Origin of the sequence: Bacillus sp. 0209A (genome assembly GCF_036765095.1) — a bacterium.
Lineage (GTDB): Bacteria > Bacillota > Bacilli > Bacillales > Bacillaceae > Bacillus > Bacillus subtilis_G.
The window spans coordinates 866,628-879,768 of the sequence record NZ_JBAIZV010000001.1 but is presented as its reverse complement, the minus strand read 5'-3'; the positions used below and the strand labels follow the sequence as shown (position 1 = coordinate 879,768).

Here is a 13,141-nt window from a genome sequence, read left to right as displayed (position 1 = left end):
AGTGTAGCTTTTTACCATCTTTATTGTCTACATGTTACACTTATGATTATGGTTATCCTAAGGAGGGGCACACTGTGATTCAAATTGAAAATCAAACCGTTTCCGGTATTCCGTTTTTACATATTGTAAAGGAAGAGAACAGGCACCGCGCTGTTCCTCTCGTGATCTTTATACATGGTTTTACGAGCGCGAAGGAACATAACCTTCATATTGCTTATCTGCTTGCGGAGAAGGGCTTCAGAGCCGTTCTGCCGGAGGCTCTGCACCATGGCCAACGGGGAGAGCAAATGGCTGTTGAAGAACTGGCCGTCCATTTTTGGGACATCGTCCTCAACGAGATTGAAGAGATCGGCGCACTCAAAACCCATTTTGAAAAAGAGGGCCTGATAGACGGCGGCCGCATCGGCCTCGCAGGCACGTCAATGGGCGGCATCACAACGCTTGGCGCACTGACTGCTTATGATTGGATAAAAGCCGGCGTCAGCCTGATGGGAAGCCCGAATTACGTGGAGTTGTTTCAGCAGCAGATTGACCATATTCAATCTCAGGGCATCGATATCGACGTGCCGGAAGAAAAGGTAGAGGAGCTGATGAAGCGTCTCGAGTTGCGGGATCTCAGCCTTCAGCCAGAGAAACTGCGCCAGCGCCCGCTATTATTTTGGCACGGCGCAAAAGATAAAGTCGTGCCTTACGCGCCGACCCGGAAATTTTATGACACGATCAAGTCCGATTACAGCGAGCAGCCGGAACGCCTTCAATTTATCGGAGATGAACACGCCGATCATAAAGTCCCGCGAACAGCTGTGTTAAAAACGATTGAATGGTTTGAGACACACTTATAAAGCACAAAGGTGTTAACAAGGGCAGGATTTACGTTATACTGTAGAAAAAAAGGAGTGAGGGAACGTGGAAGAAGCATTAAAAGAAAACATCATGGGCGCCCTGGAGCAGGTTGTCGATCCTGAGCTTGGCGTTGATATCGTGAACCTTGGTTTGGTATATGATGTTGATATGGATGACGACGGTTTAACACACGTTACAATGACATTGACATCAATGGGGTGCCCTTTAGCGCCGGTTATCGTGGATGAAGTGAAAAAAGCGTTAGCGGACATTCCCGAAGTGAAAGAGACGGAGGTTCACATTGTGTGGAATCCGCCTTGGACAAGAGATAAAATGTCCAGATACGCGAAAATCGCGCTTGGCATTCAATAAAACAAAAGAGGGCAGCCTGACATATGAGGCTGTCCTTTTTTACAGCTGGAAGGAGTGAAGGAAATGATGTATCTGCTGGCTGTCCTATGCCCGCCGCTCGCAGTTTTGTTTTCGGGAAAACCGGTTCAGGCATTGCTGAATCTCATATTGACCTGTATCTTTTGGCTGCCGGGCGCGATTCACGCCTGTTTTATCGTTGCCGACCGCCGCGCCGAAAAACGGGCAAGGAGATAGCCTGGAAAAATGAGGGCGCAGACCTGGTATAATGGTCATAAAAAACAGCAGGGAGAGCGCCATGAAAAAGAAATTGCTTGCATTCGCGCTTTGTACAGGCGCGTATGCGGCCCTGTTTGCGTACTCTGTGCACTCAGATCAAAAAACAGACACAAGCGAGATGACGGATGTCAGCCGACTGATGCCGGTGAAAATTAAGCAGACAGTAAAAGGGCAGGAAGAGGAAACGCTCATTGACACGATCAAAGAAGCAAATCGAAAAAACATAAAGATCTCAATCGCCGGAGCCCAGCATTCCATGGGCGGCCATACATATTATGAGGACGGCATCGTTCTCGACATGACAGGCTACAATAAAATCTTGTCGTTCGATCAAGAGAAAAAAATCATCAGAGTCCAAAGCGGCGCGACGTGGAATGACATCCAGAAATACGTGAATCCATACGGACTCGCGGTAAAAGTCATGCAGTCACAAAATATTTTCACCATTGGAGGATCTCTCAGCGCCAATGCCCACGGACGTGATATCCGCTACGGCTCGCTGATTGATACTGTCAAATCATTTCGGCTTTTAAAAGCGGACGGAACGATCGTCACCGTTACTCCAAAAGATGACTTGTTTACAGCAGTCATCGGAGGGTACGGTCTTTTTGGCGTGATTCTTGATGTAACGCTTGAGCTGACGGATGATGAGCTATATGTCATGCAGACTGAAAAAATGAATTACAGCGGATACGCAGACTATTTTACAAAGCACGTAAAAGGAAATCCGGATGTCCGAATGCATCTGGCGCGAATTTCAACAGCGAAAAAAGGTTTTCTGGACGACATGTATGTCACGAATTATGAATTGGCAAATGATCAAGATCGGCTGTCATCATACAGCGATCTTAAAGAAGATGAGTATACCGGGATCACAAAGTTTGCACTCGGTTTGTCGAGACGGTATGAATGGGGCAGAAATTGGCTGTGGAACACGCAGGAATCCTATTTCCAGAGCCAAAACGGCACAAAGATCTCACGCAATAACGTCATGCGGTCCGAATCAACATTTCTCGAATATGAAAACAATGACAACACAGATGTTCTGCAAGAATACTTTGTGCCGGTGAAGGAGTATGCGTCCTATATTGACGACCTGAGACAAACGCTGTCGGACGAAGATTTGAACCTTGTGAACATTACCATCCGCTACGTGCAGAAAAATGAAAAAGCCGACCTTTCCTATGCGAAGGATGATATGTTTTCGCTCGTGCTTTTAATAAACGAGGGATTTTCAAAAGAAGCCCAGGCAGACACTGCCCGGATCATCAGGCGCATGACAGATGTTGCCATCAAGCACGGCGGCAGCTATTATTTGCCGTATATGACGTACCAGACAAAAGCGCAAATGAGGCAGGCGTATCCGAAATGCGAAGCGTTTTTTCAGAAAAAACGAACGTATGACCCGGATGAGCGCTTTATGAATTATTTTTATCAGAGGTATAAATAATGGGGAAAAACAAATTAAAATGGCTGACATTATCACAAAGCAGCGTGTTTTTCGCAAGCAGCTTAATCTTTCCGTTTTATATTTTGTTTGTGAAAAATATCGGCTCAAGCTACACGCAGTTCGGTTTTTCCTACGGATTATTCGGGCTGAGCGGAGCGCTCATTTATCCGCTCCTCGGACGGCTGTCTGAGAGGCTTGACAACCGTTATTTTCTGCTTGCAAACTCTTGGGGTATGGCCGTGCTGCTTTTGTATGTCCCGCATATCGGAAGCGTTGTTCAAATGTATATCGTCCAAGTGCTGTTAGGGCTCTTTGGTGCGATGCAAAAGCACGGAGAAAAAGTGCTGATCGCCGATTTTACAGACAGCGGAGAGCGGGGAAAAAAGATTGGGAATTACCATTTTTGGACAGCTGTCTTTTCAGCAGCAGCCATTATGCTCGGCGGCTTTCTCGCCGATTTTTTTACGGTGCAAATGATTTTTTATGCAAGCTCTATTCTGTATTTTTTAAGCGGATTGATGATGATGAAAACAGGCTGAGCGCGTCAGCCTGTTTTTTTATTCAGTTAAAAAAGCGGCAGATCAACGTTTTCTGGTGCAACAACGTTACTTTTTTTGAGCGGATTTTTCATTGAACAGAAAATGTACAAATGAATAAAAATATTAAATATACGATTGAATTAATTTTTATTCATGTTATAATGTTAAATAATTTCACAAAGACCAAGAAGGTGAACTTGTTTTGAAAATAGGAATTGTAGGCGCTACAGGCTATGGAGGCACCGAACTTGTCCGGATTCTCTCGCATCATCCTCATGCAGAGGAATGTATACTTTATTCATCCAGCGGTGAAGGGAATGTCTATAGCGAGGTTTATCCTCATCTTACCGGCTTAGCCGAACAGAAGCTGAAGCCGATTGAAATGAATACGATCAAACACGAAATAGATATCATGTTTCTTGCTGCACCGCCCGGGGTATCGAGTGAATTGACTCCGCAGCTGGCAGATGCGGGAATTCCGGTGATTGATCTGTCAGGTGATCTGAGGATACAAGAGCCCGCTGAATATGAAAGATGGTATAAACGGAAATCGGCACCGATGGAAGTGATTCATGAGGCGGTTTACGGCCTGGCAGAACTGAATCAAAAGCAAATCCAACAGGCGAAACTCATTGCCAATCCGGGCTGTTTTCCAACTGCTGTTTTGCTTGGCCTCGCGCCATTGGCTCAACAGAAACTGCTCAATGAATCCTTCGTTATCGTTGACGCGAAGACCGGTGTTTCCGGAGCGGGAAGAAAAGCATCCATGGGAACTCATTTTTCTGAGCTGAACGACAATTTTAAAATTTATAAAGTCAATGAACATCAGCACACGCCGGAAATTGAACAGGCGCTGCAAGAATGGCAGCCAGGGCTGGGGCCTATTACATTTTCGTCTCACTTGGTTCCGATGACAAGGGGCATCATGGCAACGATGTATACGCAATTAACCTCTGGCCTATCAGCAGATGACCTGCATCATTTATATTCGGAATTTTACCAAGATTCATATTTTGTGAGAATAAGGCCAAAAGGGCAGTATCCGCAAACGAAGGAAGTGTGCGGCAGTAATTTCTGTGATATCGCCGTTACCCTGGACGAGAGAACGAACAGAGTCACGATCGTCTCGGTAATCGATAATTTAATGAAGGGTGCCGCCGGTCAGGCTGTGCAAAACTTTAATTTGATGAATGGCTGGAATGAAGAAACCGGGCTCACCATGACGCCAATTTATCCATAGAACGGGAGAGAATCGAACCATGATTCAGTTAAGTGAAGAGCAAATTATAAAAGTAACAGGTGATGTATCCTCGCCAAAAGGATTTCAGGCAAAGGGCGTGCATTGCGGGCTGCGCTACTCGAAAAAAGACCTTGGCGCCATTATCAGCGAGACACCGGCCGTAAGTGCGGCGGTTTATACCCAAAGCCACTTTCAGGCCGCTCCGATCAAAGTCACACAAGACAGCTTAAAGCATGGATCAGCATTGAAAGCTGTCATCGTTAACAGCGCCATTGCCAATGCCTGCACGGGAGAACAGGGCATAGAGGACGCATACACAATGCGGGAGAGTCTTGCCGCACAGCTGGGTATGGAGCCGGAGTTTGTCGCCGTTTCATCAACGGGCGTCATCGGCGAGTATTTAGACATGGAAAAAATTCAGGCAGGCATCAAACTGCTGACACAAACACCCGCGGGATCGGGAGATTTTGAGGAAGCGATCTTAACAACCGATACGGTGATCAAGCAGACGTGCTATGAGCTGACAATCGGCGGCAAAACAGTCACGATCGGCGGAGCGGCTAAAGGCTCGGGAATGATTCATCCGAACATGGCCACGATGCTGGGATTTGTGACGACAGACGCGGCAATTGAAGAAAAAGCGCTGCAAAAGGCGCTTCGCGACATCACTGATGTTTCATTTAACCAAATCACAGTTGATGGTGAAACATCCACGAACGACATGGTATTGGTCATGGCAAACGGCTGCGCCGAAAATGAGTGCCTGACGGAAGATCACCCAGACTGGCCGGTCTTTAAAAAAGCGCTCTTGCTAACTTGCGAGGATTTGGCTAAAGAGATTGCGAGAGACGGAGAAGGCGCGACAAAACTAATCGAAGCTCAAGTGCAGGGAGCGAAAAATAATCTTGACGCGAACGTGATTGCGAAAAAAATAGTCGGTTCAAATCTCGTGAAAACGGCAGTCTACGGAACAGATGCCAACTGGGGGCGCATCATCGGTGCCATCGGGCACAGCACAGCTCAGGTGACGGCGGAAGAAGTAGAGGTTTATCTCGGGGGCCAATGCCTGTTTAAGCATAATGAACCTCAGGCATTCTCTGAATCTCTCGCCAAGGAATATCTTGAAGGAGATGAAATCACCATTATCATCAAGATGGATGAAGGTGACGGGAACGGAAGAGCGTGGGGCTGTGACCTGACCTATGACTATATCAAAATTAACGCGAGCTATCGCACATAATAAAGGGGAGCATGATGAAGAAAACAATCGTTTTTAAATGCGGGGGAAGTGTCATCCGTGAGCTGTCGGAGGAATTTTTTCATAACCTGAAAGAACTGATGGCGTCAGGATGGAAACCGGCGATCGTTCATGGCGGCGGCCCGGAAATCACAAATATGCTGAAACGGTTAAATATCAAAACAGAGTTTTCAGGAGGACAGCGCAAAACAACGAAGCCGGTGCTGGAAGTGGCTGAGATGGTTTTATCCGGCTCGGTGAATAAATTTTTCGTTGCCGAGCTTGCCAAACACGGACTGCGTGCCGCAGGCATCTCCGGTAAGGACGGCGGTCTTCTGGAGGCGGATTATCTCGATCCGGAAACATACGGGGAAGTCGGAGAAATCAAAAAGGTCGATACATCCATGGTGAACGCGCTGATGGAAAAGGGCATCATTCCTGTTATCGCGCCGCTGTCTATGACGAGTGACTGCAAGACGCTGAATGTGAATGCCGATCTGGCTGCTTCAGCAGTCGCCGGAGCGCTTGAAGCCGATAAGCTGATGTTCGTCACAGATGTCGATGGAATCTTGAAAGAAAAGCAGCGTCTCGACGTCCTGACCCCTGAGGAGATTCAAATGCTGATCAAACAGGAAGTGATCACAGGGGGGATGATTCCGAAGGTCAATTCAGCCTTGTCGGCTTTATCAGATCAGGTGTCTGAAGTCATGATCGTAAACGGAAAAAGATCATTCTTCACAGAACAAACCTTTCAAGGAACAAAAATTGTCAAAGCAAAGGAGGCTGTTTCATGAGCAGCTTGTTTCAAACCTACGGACGCTGGGATATTGACATCAAAAAAGCAAAGGGAACGTACGTTGAGGATCAAAACGGCAAAACCTACCTCGATTTCATTCAGGGGATTGCGGTGTCTAATCTAGGCCACTGCCATGAAGCGGTCACGGCAGCAGTCAAAAAACAGCTCGACAGCGTATGGCACGTATCCAACCTGTTTCAAAACAGTCTCCAGGAGCAAGCTGCACAAAAGTTGGCGGCGCACAGTGCGGGAGATCTCGTTTTTTTCTGCAACAGCGGCGCGGAAGCGAATGAAGGCGCGATAAAGCTCGCCCGAAAAGCAACTGGAAAAACAAAAATCATCACTTTTCTTCAGTCGTTCCATGGCCGCACGTACGCAGGGATGGCCGCGACCGGACAGGATAAAATCAAAACAGGCTTCGGCCCGATGCTGGAAGGCTTTTACTACCTTCCGTACAACGATCCGTCCGCTTTTGAGGCTCTTGGCGAGGAAGACGGCATTGCCGCTGTGATGCTTGAGACAGTGCAGGGAGAAGGCGGAGTCAATCCGGCAAGCGCTGAATTTTTAACAGCCGTACAGTCGTTTTGCAAGGAAAAGGAAGCTCTTTTAATCGTTGATGAAATCCAGACCGGCATCGGCCGCACAGGAAAGGGCTTCGCCTACGAGCACTTTGGGCTCTCACCTGATATCATCACAGTCGCAAAAGGATTGGGAAACGGCTTTCCAGTCGGTGCTGTCATCGGCAAAAAACAGCTGGGAGAAGCGTTTACCCCAGGTTCTCACGGAACGACTTTCGGAGGAAATATGCTGGCGATGGCTGCTGTGAATGCCACACTGCAAACTATATTCCAGGCTGACTTTCTGCAAAAGGCTGCTGACAAAGGGGCATTTTTAAAAAAACAGCTCGAGGCTGAGCTAAAGAATCCTTTTGTCAAACAAATCCGCGGTAAAGGATTAATGCTTGGAATTGAATGTGATGGACCGGTTGCCGACATCATTACTGAATTGCAGACATTAGGCTTGCTTGTATTGCCGGCCGGCCCGAACGTCATTCGGCTGCTGCCGCCGCTCACCGTGACAAAGGATGAAATAGCAGAAGCCGTCAGCAAGCTGAAACAGGCGATCGCTCATTATTCCGCTGTAAACCAGTAATTTTTTTTTCGACATCAAGGTATAAAAATTCATTTTTATAATTAATTATTCATCAAGAGGTGGGCTGTTAGATGGAAGGTTATTTAGTGTTAGAAGATGGAACAGCGTTCAGCGGCGAGCTGGACGGTCATGGAAGCTGCACGGGAGAAGCTGTTTTTTTTACAGGAATGACAGGCTACCAGGAAGTGCTTACAGATCCATCATATAAAGGACAGATTATCGTATTTACCTACCCGCTGATTGGCAACTACGGCATTAATGAAAAGGATTTTGAAAGCAAGAAACCGCAAGTGAAAGCCGCGGTTGTCTACGAGGCATGTGATCATTTTTCTCATCATGAAGCCGTATACAGCCTCAAGGAGTATCTACAAAAATGGAACATTCCGCTGTTGACCCATGTTGATACAAGGGCTGTCGTGAAAAAAATCCGCGCAAACGGAACGATGGGTGCGACTGTTACAGGCTCTATAGAAGCCGCTGAGATCGCCCTTCAGCCAGAAAACGTGGCAGAGCAGGCATCCGCGCAGGAAATCAGCACATTCGGCGACGGCCATAAACATATCGCCCTCATTGATTTCGGCTATAAAAAGTCCATCGCGTCATCACTCGTGAAACGGGGCTGCAAGGTCACCGTTGTGCCGTATCAGCAAATGGAAGCTGTATACGATATAAAGCCGGACGGCATTGTGTTATCGAACGGACCCGGAGACCCGAAAGCCATTCAGCCTTATTTAGGAAAAATCAAAAGCATCGTCAGCCGTTATCCGACGCTCGGCATCTGTCTCGGACATCAGCTGATCGCGCTCGCGTTCGGAGGGAATACATTTAAGCTGCCGTTCGGACACAGGGGCGCAAATCATCCGGTCATCGACCGTGAAACGAAACGTGTCTTCATGACTAGCCAAAACCACAGCTATGTGGTTGATGAACAGTCTATTAATGAAGCAGAGCTCACGATCAGGTTTCATCACGTTAATGATACGTCAGTTGAAGGGCTCTCCCATAAAAAATGGCCTGTCATGAGTGTGCAATTCCACCCGGAAGCCCATCCCGGACCGGCGGAAAGCGAATGGATTTTTGATGATTATCTAAAGAATGTGATACCAGCAAGGAGAGAAATCGCGCATGCCTAAAAACACCAGTATTTCAAGCATATTAGTAATCGGCTCTGGCCCGATCATCATTGGGCAGGCAGCGGAATTTGATTATTCAGGCACTCAAGGGTGCATCGCGCTGAAGGAGGAAGGCTATCGGGTGATCCTCGTCAACAATAATCCGGCGACCATTATGACCGATGATGCCTTCGCTGATGACATTTATTTTGAGCCGCTGACAGCAGAAAGCCTGACAAATATCATTAAGAAAGAACAGCCTGATGGGCTTCTTGCCAATTTAGGCGGGCAGACCGCGTTGAATTTAGCGGTGGAGCTTGAAGAAACGGGTGTTTTAAAAGAGCACGGCGTCAAACTGCTCGGCACATCCGTTGAAACCATACAAAAAGGTGAAGACCGGGAAAAATTCCGTTCGTTAATGAATGAATTGAACCAGCCCGTGCCGGATAGTGAAATTGTAGATAACGAGGCGGACGCCCTCCGTTTTGCGGAATCCATCGGTTTTCCTGTCATTATCAGACCTGCTTACACATTAGGCGGAAAGGGCGGAGGCATCGCCCCTAATAAAGAAGCCTTTACAGCCATGATTAAACAGGCGCTGTTAGCAAGCCCGATCAATCAATGCCTTGTGGAAAAAAGCATAGCCGGATTTAAAGAAATCGAATATGAAGTCATGCGTGACCGCAATAACACATGCATTACCGTGTGTAATATGGAAAACATCGATCCGGTCGGTGTGCATACAGGGGACTCCATCGTTGTGGCGCCGTCACAAACATTGACGGATGAAGACTATCAAATGCTGCGGACGGCAAGTCTGACGATCATCTCAGCGCTTGATGTCGTAGGCGGCTGCAACATTCAATTCGCGCTTGATCCATTCAGCAAGCAATATTACGTCATTGAAGTCAATCCGCGGGTAAGCCGGTCATCGGCTCTCGCGTCTAAAGCAACCGGTTATCCGATTGCCAAGATGGCTGCGAAACTGGCGGTCGGATATACCCTTGATGAGCTGAAAAACCCGCTCACAGGGTCAACTTACGCAAGCTTTGAACCGGCGCTTGACTATGTGATCGTCAAATTTCCGCGCTGGCCGTTTGATAAATTCAAAAACGCAGACCGCAAGCTTGGCACAAAAATGAAAGCCACCGGTGAAGTGATGGCGATTGAACGGAATTTAGAAGCGGCGATACAAAAGGCGGCAGCGTCCCTTGAACTGAAAAACATCGGTACGCATCTTCCAGAGCTCAGCGGCTTGTCGATTGAAGCGCTATGGGAATTGGCAGTCACTCCTGACGACCGCAGATTTTTCGTTGTCATGGAGCTGTTGAGCCGCAGCGTGACGATTGAAGACATTCATGCGAAAACAAAAATTGATCCGTTTTTCCTCCATACCTTTGACAACATCATCAAACTGGAAAACCGCTTGATGGAGGCGGGAAGCGATCTCTCTTTTGACTTATTGAAAAAAGCAAAGGAGAAGGGATTTTCAGACGCAACGATTGCCTCGCTGATCGGCAAAACAGAAGAAGAGGTGCGCGCGCTTCGCAAGGAGATGGGCATTACACCTTCCTTCAAAATTGTCGATACATGCGCGGCTGAATTTGATGCGAAAACAAACTACTTTTACTCGACATATTTCGGAGAGACAGATGGTGACATCAGCCGAAAAGAGAAAAAACGCGCGCTGATTATCGGATCGGGACCGATTCGCATCGGCCAAGGAGTTGAATTCGATTACAGTGCCGTTCATGGCGTGCTGACACTGCAAGAGCTTGGGTTCGAAACCATCATGATGAACAACAACCCAGAAACGGTCAGCACAGATTATGAAATTGCGGACCGCCTGTATTTTGAACCGATGACTACGGAGCACATTTTAAACGTGGCGGAGCAGGAAAACATCGATTTTGCAATCGTGCAATTCGGCGGCCAAACCGCGATCAATGCTGCTGAAGCGCTCGAAAAAGCCGGCATTACCCTTCTCGGAACCTCGTTTGAAACGCTCGACGTGTTAGAGGATCGGGATCAATTTTATCAGCTTCTTGATGAGCTTGGCTTGAAGCACGCAAAGGGAGAAATCGCTTATACAAAAGAAGAGGCGGCTGAAAAAGCTGATGAGATCGGCTATCCGGTGTTAATCCGTCCGTCTTATGTCATCGGCGGAATGGGCATGATCATTGTTGACTCGCAAACTCAGCTTTCTCAGCTGCTGAACGGAGAGGACAGCATGCCGTACCCGATTTTAATTGATCAGTATGTGTCAGGTAAGGAAGTCGAAATTGATTTGATATCCGACGGTGAGGATGTCTTTATCCCGACATATACCGAGCATATTGAACGGGCAGGGGTCCATTCGGGAGACAGCTTTGCCATCCTTCCCGGACCGTCCATCACAAGCGGGCTGCAGCAAGACATAAAAGATGCCGCGCAAAAAATTGCCCGAAAGCTTTCATTTAAAGGCATCATGAACATTCAATTTGTGATCGACAGTGGAAACATTCTCGTCCTTGAAGTGAATCCGAGAGCGAGCCGCACGGTTCCTGTCGTCAGCAAAGTAATGGGCGTTCCGATGATTCCGCTCGCCACACGGCTGCTGGCGGGGGCGTCTTTAAAAGATGTAAACCCCGCAGTTCAAAATCACCACGGCGTTGCTGTAAAGTTCCCGGTCTTTTCATCACATGCGATTCAAGATGTAGATGTCAAGCTTGGGCCGGAAATGAAATCAACGGGAGAAGGCATGTGTGTTGCATACGATGCCGACAGCGCCTTGAAAAAAATCTATACACGTGTCTGGAATCAAAAAGGAAGCATTTATTTCCAAAATGGGCCGGACGATATCAAGGAATTAGCGGAAAACGCCGGTTTTACGGTACATGAAGGGACATTTGCCTCATGGATGGAGCTGGAAGGAAAAGCGATCCACATCAATTTGAGCGGCTCTGAAGAAGCGCGCAAAGAACGTTTAGAAGCCATGACGCACGGCATCACCGTCTTTACAGAAGAAGAAACCGTGCGGGCGTTTTTACAAAGCGGTTCAGGCCATCCGCAGCCTGTATCTCTCAAAGATCTCTATAAAAAGGAAGTGGCATCATGCACACAGTGACGGAAACCAGTTTATACGGAAAAGATTTATTAACGTTACAGGATCTTAGTGAACAGGATATAAACGCCTTGCTCGCAGAAGCCGGTGAACTGAAACAAAACAAAATTCAGCCTATTTTCCAAGGCAAAACCTTGGCAATGATTTTTGAAAAATCATCAACGCGGACCCGTGTTTCATTTGAAGCAGGCATGGCGCAGCTGGGCGGGAGCGCTCTCTTCTTAAGCCAGAAAGATCTGCAGCTGGGGCGCGGTGAAACCGTCGCTGATACGGCAAAAGTGCTGTCAGGCTATGTCGATGCCATTATGATCCGGACCTTTGAGCATGAGAAAGTGGAGGAGCTTGCCAAAGAAGCCGACATTCCGGTCATCAACGGACTTACGGATAAATACCATCCATGCCAAGCGCTGGCGGATCTGTTGACGATAAAGGAAATAAAAGGGAATATTAAAGGCGTGAAAGTCGCGTACATCGGGGACGGAAATAACGTGGCGCATTCATTAATGATCGGCTGCGCGAAAATGGGCTGTGATGTCTCGATCGCTTCGCCAAAGGGATACGAAGTGTTAGATGAAGCAGTTGAAGCGGCAAAAACATCTGCACGTCAATCGGGCGCTTCTATCACGCTTACAGCTGATCCGGTTGAAGCTGTAAAAGACGCGGACGTGATTTATTCTGATGTGTTTACAAGCATGGGGCAGGAAGCGGAAGAACAAGAGCGTCTCACTGTATTTGCCCCTTATCAGGTGAATGCGGCGCTGGTCAGCCATGCCAAGCCTGATTATACTTTTTTACATTGCCTCCCTGCGCACCGTGAGGAGGAAGTGACAGCTGAGATTATTGACGGGCCGAATTCGGCGGTATTTCAGCAGGCGGAAAACCGTCTTCACGTGCAAAAAGCACTGCTGAAGGCCGTTTTATACAGAGGGGAATCATCGAAAAACTGCTGAGCTCAGCAGTTTTTTTGATGGAAACATATTGACAGGCGAATAGGCGCATACTACAGCAAAAAGGAAAAGGA

General features: G+C 47.6%; 12 protein-coding genes. All 12 read left to right on the top strand.

Translation table 11 applies throughout. From position 1 onward, the window contains the following. The first annotated feature begins 74 nt into the window (after positions 1 to 74). Complete coding sequence (locus V6D44_RS03900; RefSeq protein WP_148964265.1) at positions 75 to 842, top strand: prolyl oligopeptidase family serine peptidase; 768 nt, start codon at positions 75 to 77, stop codon at positions 840 to 842. A 64-nt stretch (positions 843 to 906) separates the two neighbouring features. Continuing rightward, positions 907 to 1,215 (top strand): metal-sulfur cluster assembly factor, encoded by a 309-nt coding sequence (locus V6D44_RS03895; protein ID WP_148964266.1) that lies wholly within the window; start codon positions 907 to 909, stop codon positions 1,213 to 1,215. A 63-nt stretch (positions 1,216 to 1,278) separates the two neighbouring features. Then, positions 1,279 to 1,449, top strand: coding sequence for a YqaE/Pmp3 family membrane protein (locus V6D44_RS03890; RefSeq protein ID WP_087993463.1), 171 nt, complete (start codon positions 1,279 to 1,281; stop codon positions 1,447 to 1,449). 61 nt (positions 1,450 to 1,510) lie between these two features. Further along, positions 1,511 to 2,941: an FAD-binding oxidoreductase gene (locus V6D44_RS03885; protein WP_087993474.1), complete on the top strand. Its 1,431-nt coding sequence runs from the start codon at positions 1,511 to 1,513 to the stop codon at positions 2,939 to 2,941. Further along, the gene (locus V6D44_RS03880) at positions 2,941 to 3,480 is read left to right on the top strand and encodes an MFS transporter (protein WP_207194306.1); all 540 of its coding nucleotides are present in this window, start codon (positions 2,941 to 2,943) and stop codon (positions 3,478 to 3,480) included. Before V6D44_RS03885 ends, V6D44_RS03880 begins: the two co-directional genes overlap by 1 nt. A 202-nt stretch (positions 3,481 to 3,682) precedes the next feature. Continuing rightward, on the top strand, positions 3,683 to 4,720 hold the full coding sequence (gene argC, locus V6D44_RS03875) for an N-acetyl-gamma-glutamyl-phosphate reductase (RefSeq protein WP_087993462.1): 1,038 nt from the start codon (positions 3,683 to 3,685) through the stop codon (positions 4,718 to 4,720). Positions 4,721 to 4,739: 19 nt separating this feature from the next. Beyond that, complete coding sequence (gene argJ / locus V6D44_RS03870; protein ID WP_202328457.1) at positions 4,740 to 5,960, top strand: bifunctional ornithine acetyltransferase/N-acetylglutamate synthase; 1,221 nt, start codon at positions 4,740 to 4,742, stop codon at positions 5,958 to 5,960. Positions 5,961 to 5,974: 14 nt separating this feature from the next. Beyond that, positions 5,975 to 6,751 (top strand): acetylglutamate kinase, encoded by a 777-nt coding sequence (argB, locus tag V6D44_RS03865; RefSeq protein WP_087993460.1) that lies wholly within the window; start codon positions 5,975 to 5,977, stop codon positions 6,749 to 6,751. Beyond that, positions 6,748 to 7,905, top strand: a complete 1,158-nt coding sequence (locus tag V6D44_RS03860; protein ID WP_087993459.1) for an acetylornithine transaminase — start codon at positions 6,748 to 6,750, stop codon at positions 7,903 to 7,905. The genes argB and V6D44_RS03860 overlap by 4 nt, the downstream gene beginning before the upstream one ends. A 71-nt stretch (positions 7,906 to 7,976) precedes the next feature. Next, positions 7,977 to 9,038, top strand: a complete 1,062-nt coding sequence (locus tag V6D44_RS03855; RefSeq protein ID WP_087993458.1) for a carbamoyl phosphate synthase small subunit — start codon at positions 7,977 to 7,979, stop codon at positions 9,036 to 9,038. After that, positions 9,031 to 12,123 carry a carbamoyl phosphate synthase large subunit gene (locus tag V6D44_RS03850; RefSeq protein ID WP_333516278.1) on the top strand — a complete coding sequence of 1,031 codons (3,093 nt, stop codon included), beginning with the start codon at positions 9,031 to 9,033 and terminating at the stop codon, positions 12,121 to 12,123. The genes V6D44_RS03855 and V6D44_RS03850 overlap by 8 nt, the downstream gene beginning before the upstream one ends. Next, on the top strand, positions 12,111 to 13,070 hold the full coding sequence (gene argF, locus V6D44_RS03845; protein WP_202328452.1) for an ornithine carbamoyltransferase: 960 nt from the start codon (positions 12,111 to 12,113) through the stop codon (positions 13,068 to 13,070). Before V6D44_RS03850 ends, argF begins: the two co-directional genes overlap by 13 nt. Positions 13,071 to 13,141 lie beyond the last annotated feature (71 nt).